The organism is Allokutzneria sp. A3M-2-11 16 (genome assembly GCF_024213555.1).
In the GTDB taxonomy this organism is placed as follows: domain Bacteria; phylum Actinomycetota; class Actinomycetes; order Mycobacteriales; family Pseudonocardiaceae; genus Allokutzneria.
Genome location: NZ_JANAVO010000011.1, coordinates 1 through 18,305, shown reverse-complemented (window position 1 = coordinate 18,305; position 18,305 = coordinate 1). Strand labels below are relative to the sequence as shown.

The window sequence follows — 18,305 nt, the reverse complement described above, 5'->3', positions numbered from 1 at the left end:
GCGTGCGTCAATGTCGCGTTTGGTGCGTTGGAGTACCTGAATGAGTCATTGAGGGCGCTCAAGTACCTCAATGACTCATTCAGGGCATAAGGGGCGTCAGGGGGTGACGTCGTCGGAGCAGGTGGCTCCGCGTGCGGGTAGGCGGAGGTCGGCGAGGTACGCCGTGATGGCCGCCTTCGAGCAAGGGCTGTGGTAGAAGCCGGTGTGGCCCTCTCCGTCGAAGGTCAGCAGCCGCGCGTTGGCCAGCGTGCGCGACAGGGCGACGGAGTCGACGTACGGGGTGTCGGGGTCACCGGTGGTGCCGACGACGAGGATCGGCGAGGAGCCCCGAGCGTGGAACGGCCCGGCGTAGCGGCTGCGCTGCTCGGCGGGCCACTGCACGCACGCGGTCGCGTGGGCGTGGTCGTAGTTCGGTGGGGCGTAGGCGAGCGCGGGCCCGGCGAGGGGCGCTTCGCGCGCGGCATAAGCCAATCGGGCCTGGAGCAGCGCCATGTTCCGGGGGAACGCGCGGTCGGCGCACTCGACGGAGACGTTGGCGGCGAAGAACTCGGCGTTCTCGTCGGCGGGCAGCACCAGCGGGCCGGTGCCCTGCTGGGCCTTCACCAGGTTCTCGGCCATGCGGACCCACGTGGACTTCCCGCCGTTGAGCGCGAAAACGACTTCGAGGGTCATGGTCGCGCCGTTGGCGCCGTTCACCGGCTTGGCGTCGAGGGCGGCTTGGAGCGCGGTGAACGCCGCGGCGGGGTTCCCGTTGCCGAAGGCACACTTCGCCGGAGTCGCGGAGCACCAAGCGAAGAACCGATGAAGCGTCGCCTCGATCGCGTCGAACTGGGTGATGTCGTAGGCGTACGGGCTGTTCGCGTAATGCTGAGGGTCGTAGCCGCCGTCGAGCACCAGGGCGCGGGTGCGCTGCGGGAACAGGTTCGCGTACACGGTGCCGATGTAGGTGCCGAACGAGAAGCCCAGGTAGCTGAGCTTGGGGTCGCCCACGGCCGCGCGCAGCAGGTCCATGTCGCGAGCGACGTACTCGGTGCCGATGTAGGGCAGCAGGTCGCCGCTTTCCCGTTGGCACGCCTGGACGAACTCACGTCCACTGTGGACGGAGCGAGCGAAGGAGTCCGCGGCGGGACGGGATGACGCGGTGGCCCACGCGGCGCCGTAGGTCTTGGGGTCCTGGCACTTCACCGCGCGGCTGTCCGCGACGCCGCGCGGGTCGAAGCCGATGATGTCGAAGCGGGCGCGCAGCTCGGCGGGACCGGTCTTGGCCAGCGAGCGGGCCGTGCCGACCGCGGAGCCGCCCGGTCCGCCCGGGTTGACGAACAGCGAGCCGATGCGCCGGGACTGGTCGGCGGCGGGCTTGCGCAGCACCGCCAGGTCGATCGTGCCCAGCCGCGGCCTGCGGTAGTCCAGCGGGACGCGCGCGGTCGCGCACTGGAAGCCGTCGTGGCAGGCGGTCCAGTCCAGCTTCGGCACCTCGACCCCGGGCAGCCCGCCGGGCGGGGGTTCGGCGGCCAGCGCCGCGCCGCCGGTCGGCACCAGCAGCGCGACTGCCAGCGCGAGGCCGAACGCCTTGTGACGTAACAAGTTCTCTCCTTGGAACGCAGGGGTAGGAGGGGAACTGTGCCCCACCCCGGCGAAATGTCAAGGGATGATTCGACGCTTGCGCAGGTCGGCGAAGATGTCCAGGAACATCCGCTCGGTGTCGACGAACTCGTGGAAGCCCGCGCGCCGGGCCTTGCCGCCGTCGGCGAACACGTCGTAGTCCCAGGAGAAGACGAAGTCACCGAAGCCCCACGAGGAGACCTCCGCGTAGGAGTGCGGCTCCAACCGGTGTTGGGCGATCATGGATTTCCACAGCGGTTCCTTGTCGGCCATCACCGTTTCCAGGGACATCGGCAGCGGTGGCGCCACCTCCAGGTCGAAGAAGTCCGCGATCTTCGGCCACATCTCGCTCCACCGGAAGAGATCGCCGTTGTTGATGTTGTACGCCTGGTTGGCGCAGCGCGGGTCGGTCGCCGCCCAGACGGTCGCCCTGGCCAGCAGTCCGGCGTCGGTCATCTCCAGCAGCGAGTGGTACGCGCCGGGCTTGCCGGGGAACCGCAGCGGCAGCCCGAGCTGCTTGGAGATCGACGCGTAGACGGCGATCACCATCGCCAGGTTCATCGGGTTGCCCAGGGCGAATCCGGCGACCACGGACGGGCGGATCGCCGACCACGTCCAGCGCTTGCCCGCCTGCCGCCGCTCCAGGAACTGCTGCTGGTCGACGTTGAACTCCGGCGGCATGTGCCCGGCGTCGTCCTCCCGCGCCGGGGTCTTGAACGGCCCGAGGTGCGCGCCGTAGACCTTGTAGCCCTGCATGAGGCTGACGTGCCGGAGTCCCGGAGCCACCGGCTCGATCGCGTCGACGACGTTGACCAGCATCGCCAGGTTGGGCGGCACCAGCTCCGCCCACGTCGGCCGGTCCTGGTAGGCGGCGTAGAAGACGTGCGTGACCTCGCTGAGGTCGCTGAGCTTGGCCCGCGTGTCCTCGGCGTCGAGCAGGTCCACCGCGACGTGCCGCACCGTCGCCGTGTCCGTGCCCCCGCGCCGGGAGAGGCCGATGATCTCCCAGTCCGGCAGCGTCGTCAGGTGCTCCACCAGGTTGCCTCCGATGACCCCGTTCGCCCCGACCACGAGGGCGACCTTGCGTTCGTTCTGCATGGCTCCACCCTGCGCCGACCAGTACTGATAAATCCAAGGCTTAGTTCTCATGAAGCCAATAAGATGTGTTCATGACGAGCTTGCGTCAGCTGGAGTACCTGGTCACGGTGGTGGACGAGGGGTCGTTCACGCGTGCCGCCGAACTGCTGCACGTCACCCAGCCCGCGCTGTCCCACCAGGTGCGGGCGCTGGAGCGGTCGGTCGGCGGGCCGCTGCTGGAGCGGCTGCCCAGGACGGTGCGGCCGACGCCGATGGGCCGGGCCATGCTGCCGCACGCCAGGGCCGCGCTCGCGGCGGCGGAACGGGGTCGTTGCGCCGCCAGGCAGGCGTCCGGGCTGGAGTGCGGTGAGCTCCAGCTGGCGACGCTGTACTCGGTCAGCCTCGGGGTTCTCCCGCCGGTGCTGCGGTGCTGGCGGCGGGAGAACCCCGACGTGCACATCCGGCTCTTCGAGCACCGGCACGCCGACGAACTGCGCGAGGCCATGGCGGCGGGCGAAGCCGATATCGCTGTGGGGCCACCACCTTCCGGCTGGGAAGGTCCTACTAGGACGATCGGCGAGGAGGAGTTCGTCGTGGTCGTCCCGTCCGACGACCCGTGCGCGGGCGCGGGCACCATCGAGCTGAGCGCGCTCGCCGAGCGGAGCTGGGTGCACTACGCGCCGGGGCACGGGCTCGCGAGCGTGCTCGACCAGCACTGCGCCGCCGCCGGGTTCCAGCCGCGCGCCGCGGTGCGGACCGATCAGACCGCGACCGCGCCGATCCTGGCCGCCGCGGGGCTCGGTCCGGCGCTGGCTCCGGCGAACGTGATCCCGCCGCACTTCGACGGGTGCGTCCTGCGCCCCGAGCCGCCGATCCGACGCGTGCTCGCCGCGTACACCCGCAGCGCCCCGGACCCGTTGACGAGCGCTTTCATCGACACTCTCGCCGCCAACGCGTGCGTGACGCCGGAACACCTGCGCGCAGTTCGCACGTCTTCAAGTACCCCCAACCCCCGCTCCTGAGGTCGTTAACTGCCACATACGTTTGCCGGTCGTGGTGGCAGCATGGGGGTTTGTAGCGGTTAGAGACGCCCTCAGTGGGGGTTGGGTGTACTTGAAGACCGCGGTACTCCGAGGAGGGGCAGCGTTGAGTGATTTTCGTGTGCGTGCGTACCGCTCTGCCGATCGTGAGGCGGTGAGCGAACTGCTGCTGGCCCAACGTGATCGGCTCGTCGCGGCCGATCCGCGCCTGTCGCCGACGGGGGAGTTCGCGGAGGGCGACGGCGCGCTCGTCGTCGAGGACGACGGGATCATCAAGGGCTACGTGTGCCCGGTGCCCTACGAACTGGGCCCGGACGATCCGTTGGCGGCCTTCCGACCGGCCAAGGGCACGCGGTGGGAACAGCTGGTCACGACCGAGCCGCGCGCGTTGTCGTTGCTCGGCGAGACCGCTGGCTCGGAGACCATCAGCCTGACGTGGCCCAGCGCCGATCGCGAGACCGCCGACCACCTGGTGGAGATCGGGCTGAAGCCGTCGTCGGAGTACGCGTTGCGCCCTGCCGGGCCGTTGGCCGCGGGGCAGGCGAGCGACGTGACGGTCCGGCCCGCGAGGAAGGAGGACTTCCCCGCCGTGCTTGAGCTCTACCGTTCGCTGATGAACTTCGAGCACGAGATCTCCGCCCACATCCGGCCGACCCCGGCCGCGGAGCGAGCGACGTGCGCCTCGTTCGACCTGGCCGTGGCCGCCCGCGAGGACAACTTCTGCGTCGTCGCGGAGCGCGAGGGCTCGGTGATCGGCTTCGTGCAGGGGAAGATCGCGGACGTGTCGTTCGGAATGTTCCCCCCGGGCCGCTACGCCTACCTGGATCTCGTGGCGGTTCGGCAGGGCAGCCGGGGCGCGGGGATCGGCAGGAGGCTGGTGGCCGGGACGCTGGACGCGCTGGCCCGGCACGAGGTGCTCGGTCAGACGTTGTGGTTCAACCCGAACAACCCCTTGTCGAGCAAGTTCTGGCCCGCCATGGGATTCCGCCCGATCCTGACGGTGTTCCGCTCCGGGACGGGCCGGTGACGCGCTGGCTCCCGCCCCTGTCCGCCGCGCTGCTCGTGATGGTCTACGCGGTGCTCCGCAACGCCTTCCCGCTGCGCGACTTCAGCCAGCCCCGGCGCGAGGAGCTGTGGTGGGCGGTGCTGAACCTGGGAATCTTCGACCGGGCCGACGACAACCGCGTTCTGTCGTTGCCGTGGAGCACGTTCGGGCTCGCGGTGCTCGCGCTCGCGGTGGTCGTGGGCTGCCACTGGTGGCGGCACCGGGGCAACGCGTGGCTCGCGCTGCCCGCCTTCGTGGCCTTCCTCGCCGTGCTGTCGGCCGTGAAGTCGTTGTCCTTCAACGACATCGCCGTCGCGATGGGCGTTGTCGTCGTCGGAGTGGCCTTGGTCTGCGCCGGGGTGTACCTCTTCCGGCGCGACCGCTGGTGGGGCCTGGCCGGAGTGCTCGGGGTGAGCCTCACCGCGACCGTGCTGCGTCCCGTCGACGGGTTCCTGCTGGTGATCTTCGCGGTGCTGATGGCCTACGCGGTGGTCGAGCGCGGCGCCGTGCTCGCCGTGACCTCGGCGGCGTACCTGGCCGTGCTCTGGTGGCCACAGTGGACACTCGACCACGGCGCCGGGGGCCAGTTCCTCAGCGCGGACCAGCTGGACCCGTTCTGGCTCACCGCGCGTGTCTACGCCGGGCCGGTGATCGTCCTGCTCCTCGGCGCGCTCGTGGCGAGCGCGCCGAGGCTGAACAGGGTCACTCGTGCACCAGACGACCCCACATGAAGATGTCGCCGCCCTTGTTCACGAGGTTGAACAGCCCTCCGGTGGTGCTGAACCCGGTCACCCCGGACGTGAGCTCCTTGCGCTTCTCGCACATCGAGCCCTCGCCCCAGCTGATGATCGCGTCGCCCTTGGCCACGTGGGTGCAGCGGTTGCCACCGTAGGCGGCGTCGACGCCGGACTGCGCCCCGGCGGGAACGTCGACCGTGCCCCGCCCGTGCAGGGTCCAGGCGATGAGCCTGCCGTTCTTCAACGCCAGCCCGATGGTCTCGGCGGCGGAGATGGCGGAGACGCCGGACTGCGCCTCGGCGGGCACCGTCGGGGTGGACTCCGGGTCGACGCGGCCCCAGACGATCACCTTGCCGTTCTTCAGCGCCAGGCTGATCGACCCGGCGGCCGCGATCGCGCTCACGCCAGAACGCGCCTCGGCGGGCACGTTCGCCTGACCGCTGATGTTGTTGCCCCAGGCCAGAACCCGGCCGTTCTTCAGCGCGAGGCCGTGCGACCGGCCCGCCGCGATGGCGCTCACCCCGGAGGTGGCCTCGGTGGGCGGCACACCGGCGTACTCCCGTTCGCCCCAGCCGAGGACCTTGCCGTTCTTCAGCGCCAGCGCGTGCCCGTGACCCGCGCTGATCGCGGTGACCCCGGAGGTCGCCTCGGCGGGAACGTCGCGCTGGCCGTAGTGGTTGCCGCCCCAGGCGGTGACCTTCCCGCCCTTCAGCGCCAGGCCGAAGTCGTAGCCCGCGCTGACCGCGCTCACACCCGACCGGACCTCGGCGGGCACGGTGATGTTGCTGAACGCGCCGTAGTCACAGTTGTCGGTGTCCTTGCACAGCCGGACCTTGGGCGGGCCGAGCCAGGTTTCCTGCGCGCTGGCCGTCACCTGACGGGTGCCGGGGCCGCACTGGCGCTCCGAGGACGTCCAGTAGTAGGTGCCCGGCCGTGACCCGAAACCGGGAACGCCGACCTGCATGAAGTAGCACATCACCGGGTCCGGGTCGGTCACGGTGATCGAGCCGGTGGAGGTGGAGACCTGGTTCTCCGAGACGACGGTGCCCGAGCCGCTCGCGCCGGGGATGCTGAGGTTCCAGGGCTCCGGGGCCGCCGCCGTCGCCGTGCCCGAGGTGACCAGCAGCGCCATCGCGGCGGCCAGTGCCGCACTGAGTCTTCGCATGGCTGCAAAGTAGGAATGCCGCTTATCGACGTCGTATCAGAACACCGACGCGTGTCCCCCGAAATGGGGCGGCCCGGAGATGACCGGGCCGCCCCACGCGGCTACTGCTTCGCGACCGCGACGGTGACCTTCACACTGTCGCCGACGGTGCCCGCGAAGCCCTCGGTCGGCGCGTAGGACACCGACGTGGTGAGGGTTTCCTCGGCGACGAAGGACTCGTGCGCCTTGACTGCGGCGACCACCTCGGCGGGCGCGTCCACGGTCAGCGAGATGCGGTCGGAGACGTCGAAGTCGGCGTCCCGGCGCGCCTGCTGCACGATCCGCACCAGGTCGCGCGCGACGCCCTCCGCGGCCAGCTCCGGCGTGACCTCAGTGTCCAGCAGCACCAGGCCGGAGCCACCGGGCAGCTCCGCCGCGGCACCGGAGTCCTTCGCGACGAGCCGCCGCTCGTACTCCGTCTCCAGCAGCTCGATCCCGGCCGCGACGACGGCGCCGTTGTCCGCGGTCGTCCACTCGCCCGCCTTGACCGCCTTGATCACCTTCTGGACGTCCTTGCCGAGCCGCGGGCCCGCCGCGCGGGCGTTGACCGCGACCTCGAACGCGCCGTGCGCGGCCACGTCGGTGTCCAGCTCGACGGACTTGACGTTGACCTCGTCACGGATGATGTCGGCGAAGTCCTCAAGCGCCGCAACGTCTTCGGCCGCGACCAGCAGGCGGGACAGCGGCAGCCGCACGCGCAGCTTGTTCGCCTTGCGCAGCGACGACGCCGACGAGCACACCTGGCGCACGCGGTCCATCGCGGCCACCAACGCGTCATCGGCCGGAACCGAGTCGGCCTCGGGCCAGTCGGCCAGGTGCACCGAGCGCTCGCCGGTGAGCCCGCGCCACACGGCCTCCGACGTCAGCGGCAGCAGCGGCGCGATGACCCGGCAGGTCACCTCCAGCACCGTGTGCAGCGTGTCGACGGCGTCCTGCTCGCCTGCCCAGAACCGGTCCCGCGAACGGCGCACGTACCAGTTCGTCAGCACTTCGAGGAACTCGCGCACCGCCTGGCACGCTCCCGCGACGTCGCAGACGTCCAGACCGCGCTGCACGTCCGCGACGAGCTGGTTGGTCTTGGCCAGCACGTAACGGTCGAGCACGTGCTTGGAGTCCGTGCGCCACTTGCCTTCCACGCCCGCCGCGTTCGCGTACAGGCTGAGGAAGTACCACGAGTTCCACAGCGGCAGCACGGCCTGGCGCACCGAGTCGCGGATGCCCCGATCGCTGACGACGAGGTTCCCGCCGCGCAGCACCGGGCTCGACGTGAGGTACCACCGCATGGCGTCGGCGCCGTCGCGGTCGAAGACCTCGTTGACGTCGGGGTAGTTGCGCAGCGACTTCGACATCTTCTGGCCGTCGGAGCCCAGGATGATGCCGTGCGAGACGCAGGTGCGGAACGCGGGCCGGTCGAACAGCGCCGTCGCCAGCACGTGCAGCAGGTAGAACCAGCCGCGGGTCTGGCCGATGTACTCCACGATGAAGTCACCGGGGTAGTGGTGCTCGAACCACTCGGTGTTCTCGAACGGGTAGTGCACCTGCGCGTAGGGCATCGAGCCCGAGTCGAACCACACGTCCAGCACGTCCGCGACCCGGCGCATGGTGGACTTCCCGGTGGGGTCGTCCGGGTTCGGGCGGGTCAGCTCGTCGATGAACGGGCGGTGCAGGTCGGTCAGGCGCACGCCGAAGTCGCGCTCCAGCTCGTCCAGCGAGCCGTAGACGTCCGTGCGCGGGTACGCGGGGTCGTCGGAGACCCACACCGGGATCGGCGTGCCCCAGTACCGGTTCCGCGAGATCGACCAGTCGCGCGCGTTCTCCAGCCACTTCCCGAACTGGCCGTCCTTGATGTGCTCGGGGTACCAGGTGATCTCCTGGTTGAGCTCCACCATGCGGTCCTTGAAGGCGGTGACCTTGACGAACCACGACGACACCGCGCGGTAGATCAACGGGTTGCGGCAGCGCCAGCAGTGCGGGTACGGGTGCTCGTAGGTCTCGTGCCGCAGCAGCACGCCGCGCTGCTTGAGATCCCGGATGATCGCCGGGTTCGCGTCGAAGACCAGCTGGCCCGCGTAGTCGGTGACCTCGGCGGTGAAGCGGCCCTTGCCATCGACGGGGGTGACCGGCACGATGCCGACCGCGTCGGTGACCGCCTTGTCCTCCTCACCGTAGGCGGGCGCGATGTGCACGATGCCCGTGCCGTCCTCGGTGGTCACGTAGTCCGCCGACAGCACGCGGTGCGCGCCCTCGTGCCCGGTGAAGTACGGGAACGGCGGCTCGTAGCGCAGGTTCAGCAGCTCCGCGCCGGTGTGCCGCGAGACGACCTCGGGCGCCTCCCCCAGCTCCTTCGCGTAGGCGCCGACCCTGGCCTCCGCCAACAGGAAACGGTTTCCTTGGGAGTCGCGCACGACGACGTAGGAGACCTCAGGGTGCACGGCGACGGCGAGGTTCGACGGCAGCGTCCACGGGGTGGTGGTCCAGATCAGCAGCTGTGCGCCGTCGATCGGGGAATCGTTGCCGGACATGCGGAAGCCCACGGTGACCGCGGGGTCCTGACGGCTCTTGTAGACGTCGTCGTCCATCCGCAGCTCGTGGTTGGACAGCGGCGTCTCGTCCCGCCAGCAGTACGGCAGGACGCGGTAGCCCTCGTAGACGTAACCCTTGTCCCACAACTGCTTGAAGGCCCAGAGCACCGACTCCATGTAGCTCACGTCGAGCGTCTTGTAGTCGTTGTCGAAGTCCACCCAGCGGGCCTGCCGGGTGACGTAGTCCTGCCACTCGTTCGTGTAGCGCAGCACCGACTCGCGGCAGGCGGCGTTGAACGCGGCCACGCCCATCTCGTCGATCTGCGACTTGTCGGTGATGCCCAGCTGCCGCTCGGCCTCCAGCTCCGCGGGCAGGCCGTGGGTGTCCCAGCCGAAGCGGCGCTCCACGCGCTTGCCGCGCATCGTCTGGTAGCGCGGCACCATGTCCTTGACGTAGCCGGTCACCAGGTGCCCGTAGTGCGGCAGGCCGTTGGCGAAGGGCGGGCCGTCGTAGAAGACGTACTCGTTGGCGCCGTTCACCCCGGCCTCGCGCGCGTCGATGGTGGCCTGGAAGGTCTTGTCGGCCTCCCAGTAGGCCAGGACGTGCTTCTCCAGCTCGGGGAAGGACGGCTGCGGTGACACCCCAGCGGTGTTCGGGTCGGCGCTCGCCTTCGGGTAGGCCATGGTGCGCTCCTCGCGGTTCGTCTCGGCGTGCACAAACCGCGGGGACGAAGCCCCGCCGTGCCCGGCGTGCTCCGCGGTACCACCCCGCTTGCCCCGCGAACGGGGCCACTCTTGGCAAGGCTGTGACGGGCCGACCCGTCCGGTTCTACTGGGAGCTGGCGCTCTGTTCTTCCGGAGGCTCCCCGGTGATGGCCGGATCAACGCCTTTGGTCAAGGTTAACGCGCCGCGTCACGCCCTTTTCGCCGACCCACGTCCAGGGAGCTCGCGCACACATCGCGGTCGAGGTCGGCCGGTCTTCAAGTACCCCCAACCCCCCTCTGCACAGTCTCAAACCACCCCCAACCCCCAACGCTTTTTCCCTGAACGACCCGTTCAGGGAATCTAACGCCCCCAACGACCCGTTCAGGGCACTCAACGCCCCAAACGCGTCATTGGCGTGGGCGGGAACGTGCTGAATGAGTCATTGGGGCGGTGGGTGGTGGAGGAGCGGGAGCGGGGCGTGGCGTTCGGCGCAGTGCGGTGGGCTGGTCGGTGGCAATCGGGTCGCGAAAGGGCTTCACTTCTTGACCTCGCGGTGGTCTAGACCACATCTTGAGCCAACTTGTCCGCGCCGCCGCCCGGTTCGGAATGAGGATCGATGACCAAGATCAGATGGCACGTGGCAGCGTTGTGCGGGATGGTCACCGCACTGGTCCTGGGCCTGGTCGCGGTGGCACCCGCCAGCGGGGCGACCGGCGTGACCGCCACCTTCTCGAAGTCCTCGGACTGGGGCTCCGGCTACGAGGGCAAGTACACGATCACCAACGGTGGCGCGTCCGCCATCAGCTCGTGGGCGGTGGAGTTCGAACTGCCCACCGGGCACACCGTCGGCTCGGTGTGGGACGGCACGAAGAGCACCAACGGCTCCCGCGTCACCGTCAGGAACTCCTGGAACGGCAACGTGGCGCCCGGCGCCTCGGCCAGCTTCGGCTTCAACGTCAGCTACACCGGAGCCTCGGGCTCGCCGGTCTACTGCCGCGTCGACGGCGGGGCCTGCGACGGTACCGGCACCACGCCGACGACGACCACGCCGCCGCCGGTGACCACGACGAACAACCCGGGCCCTGGCGGCAAGATCAACCTGGGTTACTTCGCGCAGTGGACGGTCTACGCCCGCAACTACCACGTGAAGAACATCCACACCTCGGGCTCGGCCGCGAAGCTGACCCACATCAACTACGCCTTCGGCAACGTCAGCAACGGCCAGTGCGTCCTCGGCGACGCCGACGCGGACACCGGCAAGTTCTACGACGCCAACGCCTCCGTCGACGGCGTCTCCGACACCTGGGACACCGGCGCGCTGCGCGGCAACTTCAACCAGCTGCGCAAGCTGAAGAAGATGTACCCGCACATCAAGGTGCTCTACAGCTTCGGCGGCTGGACCTGGTCCGGCGGGTTCGGGCAGGCCGCGCAGAACCCGGCCGCGTTCGCCGAGTCCTGCCACAAGCTCGTCGAGGACCCGCGCTGGGCGGACGTCTTCGACGGTATCGACATCGACTGGGAGTACCCGAACGCGTGCGGCCTGACCTGCGACACCAGCGGGTTCTCCTCGTTCAAGAACCTCTCCCAGGCGCTGCGCACCCGCTTCGGCTCCAACTACCTGGTCACCGCCGCGATCACCGCGGACGGCAGCAACAACGGCAAGATCGACAAGGCCGACTACGGCGGCGCCGCGCAGTACCTCAACTGGTACAACGTGATGACCTACGACTACTTCGGCGGCTTCACCCCGCAGGGCCCGACCGCCCCGCACTCGCCGCTGACCGCCTACCCGGGCATCCCGGCGGAGGGCTTCAACTCCGACGCGGCCATCCAGAAGCTCAAGGGCAAGGGTGTCCCGTCGGCGAAACTGTTGCTGGGCATCGGTTTCTACGGCCGCGGCTGGACCGGCGTCACACAGAGCGCACCCGGCGGCAGTGCCACCGGCCCCGCCCCCGGTGACCAGGGCGAGGCGGGCATCGCCGACTACAAGACGCTCAAGACGCGTTGTCCCGCAACGGGAACCGTGGGTGGCACGGCCTACGCCAAGTGCGGCAACGAGTGGTGGAGCTACGACACCCCCTCCACCATCGGCGGCAAGATGAACTACTCGAAGACGCAGGGCCTCGGTGGCGCGTTCTTCTGGGAGCTGTCAGGCGACACCTCCAACGGCGAACTGATCACCTCGATGAGCAACGGACTCAAGTAGCACAGACCCGGGGCCGGTGGCGTCAGTCACCGGCCCCGTTCCATTCGCCGGTCACTCGGTCGAGGCTTACCAGCACAGGAAAAGCCCGAGGCCCCGGATCGTTGGGCCGCCAGCCCTGTGGTGCCAGACCGATCTCCACGCCGTACGGCTCGGTCTTGGTGACCCGGCCGGTCCAGAACGGGCTGCGCTCCAACAGGCCCGCGCACAACTCCCACGACGGCTCGGTGATCGTCCCGCCGTCCTCGATGCCCAGCGCGCTCGCCGCGAACAAAGCCATCAGTCGCGCGAAAACCCTTGGTGCGACGGACGAATCCCGGCTCCGCACGGTGACGTAGCAGTCGTCGTCGCCATGCAGGTGCGTGCCGAAGCCAGTTCCGCTCGTGACGGCGTCGACCACGGTCTCGGGCGAGCGTTCGCCGTCCCAGTCCACGATGTCGACGGCGTAGAGGGTCCAGTCGGCGAGGAACGGGCGCAGGTCCTGCCGCGCCAGCACCAGCAGCGGCGCCACCGTGCCGATGTCGTGCGCGATCGCGGGCACGTTCTGCTCTTCGGCGATCTCATGCGGCGGCAGACTGCGCAGATCCTCGTCCAGCCAGCTGTTCTGACCGACGTTGAGCAGCGCGACGTTCTCCGCCCACGGCAGCGCGTCCACGATGTCGTAGACCGTCGACGCCGTACCGTGCACGATCCACGGTTCGCCCGCTCGCGGTGGCACCACCTCGATCGACAGCGGGAACCTCGTCGAGTCGATGCCCGCCCGGTTGACGTCGAAGGCGTTCCACTGGTCGATCCGCACCTCCCGGCCGGTCATGCCAGTAACTCGCCGCGCGAACTCACCCCGAGCTTGCGCAGCGCGCGTGCGACGTGCTGCTCGACGGTTCGTGGGGATAGGAACAACACGTCGGCGATCTCCCTGTTCGTCCGGCCCTGCGCCAGCAACCGAGCCACATCCTGCTCCCTTGGGGAGAGCTCGTTGCCGTAGCCCCGCCGTCCGCGTCGCGAGGGCGTGCCCCCGCCGTGTCCGCGCAGCAGGTGCCTGCACCGGGCGGCGTCCCGGGTCGCGCCGAAGTCGTCGAAGGTCTCGGCCAGCGCGGCCAGCTCCTCCGGTCCGGACCCGCTGTCGATCCGGCACAGCAGCTCACGTTCGGTGGCCAGCGCCGCGAAGTACGGCGCGCCGATCTTCTCGTACCGAGTCGTCGCCGCCCGGTGCAGCTCGATCGCCCCGGTGGTGTCCCCGCGCGCCCGCGCCAGCTGCGCTCGGCAGGTGAGCAGCGCGGCCGCGGGTAGCGGGGCGTCCAATCCGGCGAGGTTGGTTTCCAGGTCGTCAACCAAGCGGTAGGCGTCGTGCTCCCGGCCAGTGCCGAGCAGCGCGGTCACCGCGATCGGCGCCATATCACCCGACCAGGCCCAGATCCCCTTGTCCCGCAACAACTTCAGCCCATCGTCGGCTGCCTGCGCCGCGGCTTCCGGATCGCCCTTGGACAGCCACATCCTGGTCAGGCCCGCACACGCGTCGATCGCGACCGGACCGATGGCGTCGCTGGGCCGCGTCACACCGGTCGCGGCGAACCACCGCGCGGCGTCGTCCCATTCGCCGCGCGCGACCGCGAGCAGGCCCAGCACGAGAGACAGCTCGCTCGAGACCGGGAACAGGTCGTGGTACTCGTCGAGCAGTCGCACGCAGCGGTCGGCCAACCCCGACCACGCGCCGGTGAACCAGTCCAGCCGCGCCTGGGTGGCCCGCGCCGTGCTGACCACGAACGGCGCTCCGCAGTCGTTGGCCAGCCGAAGTCCGCTGACCAAAAGCTTTCCCGCCCACTCGTAGTGCCCGACCGAAGCGCACGCGTCCGCCAGGTTGCAGTGCGCCCGCGAGAGATGTCGCTGCTCAGCCGCCGTCGACACGTCCGCAGGAAGCTCGGCGAGCAGGTCCTCGACCCCGCCCTCGCCGATGTGCATCCGCGCCCCGAGTTGGCTTGCCAGCAAGGAAACCCGGAGTTCGGCGTCGGCGCAGTCGGTGATCGCGTCGCGCAACTGCTCCTGCCACCGCCGCAGCTGGCTGAGCGGGGCGGAGCCCAGGAACGGCTGCGCCAGCACGGCGACACCCTTGACCGCGAGGTTCGGCCGTTCGGCGAGTTCGCGGACGGCCAGCTCGATCTCGGCGAGCCCGGCCGCGAGGTCGCCGTCCTGCCGGATCAGCAGCATGCCCATGAACAGCCGCACCTCCCCGCGCACCGCCGTGGCCAGCCGCCGGTCGCCGAGCAGCCGCCGCAGCGTCGCGATCGGGTCGAGCTGGTCGATGCCGACGTGCGCGGCCTGGCCGAGGCGGACCGCGAGCCGGTTGACGTCGTCTGCGGCCAACTCCGGCTCCTCCAACAGGCGTTGCAGGAGATCCGTCGCCGTGGCGTGGTCGCCGGACTCCGTGGCCTGCGTGGCGGCGGCCTCCCCGTAGCGCAGCCAGTTCGCCAGCACTCCGGCCTTGCGGCTGTGCTCGGCCAGGCGCAGCAGCGGTTTCGGCTCGCGTCGTTCGAGCACGCGCAGCGCGCGCAGGTGCAGCTCGCATCGGTCGGGACCGGCAACGGCGTCGTGAACCGATTGCCGGGCAAGCGAATGCCGGAATCCGTAGCGGCATTCGCCGACCTCGCGGAGCACCCCGGCGGCGAGCGCGGCGGTCAGGGCGGTGCGGCAGCGCTGTGGAGTCAGCCCGGCGACCTCGCCGATGACCTCCGCGGTCTCCGGCGTGCCGAGCACCGCCGCGGCCTGGGCGGCGCGGGTCGCGGTGACGGGCAGGCCGTCCAGCTTCTCCAGCACCGCCGCGCGGACCAGCGGCGGGACCTCGTCGGAGTGCGACCGCAGGACCTCCTCCACCACGAATGGGATTCCGGCGGTGCGCTCGTGCAATGCCTCGGCGGAAACCGGTTTGTCGCCGAGCAACGCGCGGACCTCGGGAATGGTGAAGGGACGCAGCGTGATCAGCACGTCCGGGGCCCGGAAGAGCATTCCGCCCGGCGCCTCATCGCCGCGAAAGGTAATCACGATGGCCAGTTCCGGAGGCGGATCGTTGATCAGGAACCGCACGAGTCGGCGGGAGTCGTCATCCGCCCAGTGCAGATCTTCGATCACCAACACCGTCGGCCCGAGCGCCCTGAGGAGTTCGCGCACGGCGCGGAAAATCCGGTGCCGCTCGGCCCTCGGACCGCCGGTGGTCCCGGGTTCCGGGGGCAGAAGAGGGGCGAGTTCCGGAAGGAGTTTTCGAAGCGCTCCGGCGATCGCGCTAGGCCGTTCGGCTGTGGATGTTACGCCGTGCAGGGCATCGAGGATTGCGCCGTAGGGAAACGGTTCGCGACACTGTCCGATGAGGATGGTGCGGTCGAATTGGACAAGTGCTTCCCGGATAAGGCGGCTCTTGCCAACGCCCGCTTCGCCCTCGACCACGGCGATCGCGGCGGTTCCCGGCCGGAGGACCGCTTTCAGCGCGTCCAGTTCGGCGGCGCGCCCGACGAACACCGAGGAGCTGGTTCGCAGTTGCGCCATGTGTCCACCTCCGTGCCCGCTCGGGGGAAAAGATCCGTATGCCTACGTATGCCTACCCGGATTGTTCAAACCGGAGTACCCGCCGGAAGGTGAATGAGTACATGGCCGTCAGTCACCCCTGCCCGACGGCCATCAGTGTGAAACGGAGTGCGAAACATGCGACGTGACATCCTTGCCGCCGCCGCTCTCGCGGCGCTCGTCGTGACCACCGGCCAGGCGGGCGCCGCGCCCGCCGAGGGCCAGGTCCGCAACGCCAACCAGCCCGGCTCGGTCCCCGGCAGCTACATCGTGGTGCTCAAGGACGGGCCCGGCATCAGCTCCGCGGGCATCGCCGCCAAGGTCGGCGCCGCGGTCGAGCGCGAGTACACCGCGGCCCTGCGCGGTTTCTCCGCGAAGATGGACGAGAGCGCCGCCAAGCGCCTCGCCGCCGATCCCGCGGTCGAGTACGTGGAGCAGGACGGCTTCGCCTACGCCTACGACACGCAGAACAACGCGACGTGGGGCCTGGACCGCGTGGACCAGAAGAACCTGCCGCTGGACACGAAGTACAACTACGCCAACAAGGCCGGCAACGTCACCGCGTACATTGTGGACACTGGCGTGCACAAGGCGCACAGCGAGTTCGGCAGCCGGGCCAGCGACGGCTACGACTTCATCGACAACGACGCCATCGCGCAGGACTGCAACGGCCACGGCACGCACGTCGCCGGAACCGTCGGCGGCACCACCTACGGCGTGGCGAAGGACGTCAAGCTCGTCGGCGTCCGCGTGCTGAACTGCCAGGGCCAGGGCCAGTGGTCCCAGGTGATCGGCGGCATCGACTGGGTGGCGAAGAACGCCAAGAAGCCCGCTGTCGCCAACATGAGCCTCGGGGGCGGCGTGAACACCTCCGTCGACAGCGCCGTGAGCAAGGCCGTCCAGTCCGGCGTGACCTTCGGTGTCGCCGCGGGCAACAACAACGGCGCCGACGCGTGCAACACCAGCCCCGCGCGCACGCCGGAAGCGATCACCGTCGGTTCGACCGACCGTTCCGACAATCGGTCGTCGTTCTCCAACACCGGGCGCTGCCTGGACATCTTCGGCCCGGGATCGAGCATCACCTCCGCGTGGCACACCGGTGGCACCAACACCATCAGCGGCACCTCGATGGCCACCCCGCACGTCGTCGGCGCGGCCGCGCTCTACCTGTCCGGCAACGCCGCCGCGACGCCCGCGCAGGTCGGCTCGGCGCTCACCGGCAACGCCACCAACGGCGTCGTGAAGAACCCGGGCGCCAACTCGCCGAACAAGCTGCTCTACACCGGCTTCATCGGGACGCGGCGGTGAGGTTGCTCATCGCGGTAGTCCTGCTTTCCTTCGGCATTCCCGGAACCGCATCGGCCACAGCGGACTTCGTTCCCGCGAAGAACCCCGTGCCCGGTAGCTTCCTGGTGTCGCTGAAGGAGGACGCCGCGGCCGTCTCCGCTTCCCGTTCCCTGGCCGGGCGGTACGGCGGGACCATCAAGTCGGTGTTCACGGTGGCCATGCACGGCTTCGTCGTGCGTGACCTGTCCGTCGGAGCGGCACGTCGCCTGGCCGCGGACCCGTTGGTGCGCAAGGTTTTCCAGGACGGCACCGCGCGCATCGCGGACACGCAGGCGAACCCGACCTACGGCATCGACCGCATCGACCAGCGGAACCTCCCGCTGGACAAGAAGTACACCTACAACACCACGGCCCCCAACGTGACCGCGTACATTTTGGACACTGGGATCCGCAAGACGCACAACGAGTTCGAGGGCCGCGCGGCGGACGGGTACGACTTCGTCGACGAGGACCCGATCGCCCAGGACTGCCACGGCCACGGCACCCACGTGTCGGGCACGGTCGGTGGGAAGACCTGGGGCGTGGCGAAGAAGGTGAAGCTCGTCGCGGTCAGAATCCTCGGCTGCAACGGCAGCGCACCGGACTCCGACGGTGTCGAAGGCATCGAGTGGATCGCCAAGAACGCCGCGAAACCCGCGGTGGTCAACGGCAGCTTCACCTTCGACACCCCCGCGATCGGCGACGAGGCCATCGGCAGGCTGACCGCCGCGGGCATCCCCTTCGTCGTCGCCGCGGGCAACAGCTCGGCGGACGCGTGTTCCGCTGGTCCGGCGAAGGTGCCCTCGGTGATCACCGTCGGCGCGACGGACAGTTCGGACAACAAGGCCTTCTTCTCGAACTACGGCCGCTGTCTGGACATCTTCGCTCCGGGCTCGGGGATCACGTCGGCTTCTCATGGAAGTGATTCTTCGTCCGCGACCATGAGCGGGACGTCGATGGCCAGTCCGCATGTGGCAGGCGGAGCGGCGTTGTATTTGGCTTCTCATCCCACGGCCAGTCCTGCGCAGGTTTCTCAGGCGTTGGTGGATGGTGGGACCGCTGGGGTTGTTCGCAATCCTGGTGCCGGGTCGCCTAATAGGTTGTTGTATACGTTGGGTTGATGTTTGAGGGGCGCCTTCTGGTGAGGGCGCCCCTCTTTCTTTGGTTTGGCTTCCAGCGCTCGTGGGCTGGGCTTCCAGCCTGCGTCGGTACCAGCGTGGGGTCGGCTTGACCTGGGGCCCCTTGCGCGTGCCCTTGGGCCTCACGGGGGCACGGGATGAAACCCCGGCCC

Annotated in this window: 12 protein-coding genes; 6 read left to right on the top strand and 6 right to left on the bottom strand. The window is 69.4% G+C overall.

Annotated features, from left to right (window positions below; genetic code table 11):
* Positions 1-96: 96 nt before the first annotated feature.
* Entirely contained in the window at positions 97-1,584 is a 1,488-nt protein-coding gene (locus tag NLX83_RS33180; RefSeq protein ID WP_254239198.1) for an alpha/beta hydrolase, read from the bottom strand.
* A gap of 57 nt (positions 1,585-1,641) precedes the next feature.
* Positions 1,642-2,700, bottom strand: a complete 1,059-nt coding sequence (locus NLX83_RS33175) for an SDR family oxidoreductase (protein WP_254239197.1) — start codon at positions 2,698-2,700, stop codon at positions 1,642-1,644.
* Between the two features lie 71 nt (positions 2,701-2,771).
* Between NLX83_RS33175 and NLX83_RS33170 the strand changes: the two genes are divergently transcribed.
* The 3 genes from NLX83_RS33170 to NLX83_RS33160 all read left to right on the top strand — a co-directional run bounded on the left by NLX83_RS33170 (position 2,772) and on the right by NLX83_RS33160 (position 5,495).
* Positions 2,772-3,701, top strand: a complete 930-nt coding sequence (locus NLX83_RS33170; protein ID WP_254239196.1) for a LysR family transcriptional regulator — start codon at positions 2,772-2,774, stop codon at positions 3,699-3,701.
* A 172-nt stretch (positions 3,702-3,873) separates the two neighbouring features.
* Entirely contained in the window at positions 3,874-4,746 is an 873-nt protein-coding gene (locus NLX83_RS33165; RefSeq protein WP_254239195.1) for a GNAT family N-acetyltransferase, read from the top strand.
* Positions 4,743-5,495 (top strand): hypothetical protein, encoded by a 753-nt coding sequence (locus tag NLX83_RS33160; protein WP_254239194.1) that lies wholly within the window; start codon positions 4,743-4,745, stop codon positions 5,493-5,495. Before NLX83_RS33165 ends, NLX83_RS33160 begins: the two co-directional genes overlap by 4 nt.
* Here NLX83_RS33160 and NLX83_RS33155 read toward each other — a convergent pair.
* Both NLX83_RS33155 and ileS read right to left on the bottom strand, forming a co-directional pair.
* On the bottom strand, positions 5,467-6,666 hold the full coding sequence (locus NLX83_RS33155; RefSeq protein WP_254239193.1) for an RCC1 domain-containing protein: 1,200 nt from the start codon (positions 6,664-6,666) through the stop codon (positions 5,467-5,469). The two genes, NLX83_RS33160 and NLX83_RS33155, sit on opposite strands and share 29 nt — an antisense overlap.
* A 101-nt stretch (positions 6,667-6,767) precedes the next feature.
* Positions 6,768-9,911 (bottom strand): isoleucine--tRNA ligase, encoded by a 3,144-nt coding sequence (gene ileS / locus NLX83_RS33150; RefSeq protein ID WP_254239192.1) that lies wholly within the window; start codon positions 9,909-9,911, stop codon positions 6,768-6,770.
* A gap of 638 nt (positions 9,912-10,549) precedes the next feature.
* Between ileS and NLX83_RS33145 the strand changes: the two genes are divergently transcribed.
* Positions 10,550-12,139 carry a glycosyl hydrolase family 18 protein gene (locus tag NLX83_RS33145; RefSeq protein WP_254239191.1) on the top strand — a complete coding sequence of 530 codons (1,590 nt, stop codon included), beginning with the start codon at positions 10,550-10,552 and terminating at the stop codon, positions 12,137-12,139.
* Positions 12,140-12,161: 22 nt separating this feature from the next.
* Here NLX83_RS33145 and NLX83_RS33140 read toward each other — a convergent pair whose 3' ends face one another.
* Positions 12,162-12,950 carry a hypothetical protein gene (locus tag NLX83_RS33140; protein ID WP_254239190.1) on the bottom strand — a complete coding sequence of 263 codons (789 nt, stop codon included), beginning with the start codon at positions 12,948-12,950 and terminating at the stop codon, positions 12,162-12,164.
* A complete protein-coding gene (locus tag NLX83_RS33135; protein ID WP_254239189.1) occupies positions 12,947-15,670 on the bottom strand; it encodes an ATP-binding protein in 2,724 nt (907 codons plus the stop codon). The genes NLX83_RS33140 and NLX83_RS33135 overlap by 4 nt, the downstream gene beginning before the upstream one ends.
* A gap of 156 nt (positions 15,671-15,826) precedes the next feature.
* Between NLX83_RS33135 and NLX83_RS33130 the strand changes: the two genes are divergently transcribed.
* A complete protein-coding gene (locus NLX83_RS33130; RefSeq protein WP_254239188.1) occupies positions 15,827-16,996 on the top strand; it encodes a S8 family peptidase in 1,170 nt (389 codons plus the stop codon).
* A complete protein-coding gene (locus NLX83_RS33125) occupies positions 16,993-18,135 on the top strand; it encodes a S8 family peptidase (protein WP_254239187.1) in 1,143 nt (380 codons plus the stop codon). Before NLX83_RS33130 ends, NLX83_RS33125 begins: the two co-directional genes overlap by 4 nt.
* The last annotated feature ends 170 nt before the right edge of the window (positions 18,136-18,305 follow it).

Bases quoted from the DNA above. Each gene is read 5' to 3' on its own strand.
- NLX83_RS33175 (WP_254239197.1), bottom strand. From the start codon at position 2,700: ATGCAGAACGAACGCAAGGTCGCCCTCGTGGTCGGGGCGAACGGGGTC.
- NLX83_RS33170 (WP_254239196.1), top strand. From the start codon at position 2,772: ATGACGAGCTTGCGTCAGCTGGAGTACCTGGTCACGGTGGTGGACGAG.
- NLX83_RS33155 (WP_254239193.1), bottom strand. From the start codon at position 6,666: ATGCGAAGACTCAGTGCGGCACTGGCCGCCGCGATGGCGCTGCTGGTC.
- ileS (WP_254239192.1), bottom strand. From the start codon at position 9,911: ATGGCCTACCCGAAGGCGAGCGCCGACCCGAACACCGCTGGGGTGTCA.
- NLX83_RS33145 (WP_254239191.1), top strand. From the start codon at position 10,550: ATGACCAAGATCAGATGGCACGTGGCAGCGTTGTGCGGGATGGTCACC.
- NLX83_RS33140 (WP_254239190.1), bottom strand. From the start codon at position 12,950: ATGACCGGCCGGGAGGTGCGGATCGACCAGTGGAACGCCTTCGACGTC.
- NLX83_RS33135 (WP_254239189.1), bottom strand. From the start codon at position 15,670: ATGGCGCAACTGCGAACCAGCTCCTCGGTGTTCGTCGGGCGCGCCGCC.
- NLX83_RS33130 (WP_254239188.1), top strand. From the start codon at position 15,827: ATGCGACGTGACATCCTTGCCGCCGCCGCTCTCGCGGCGCTCGTCGTG.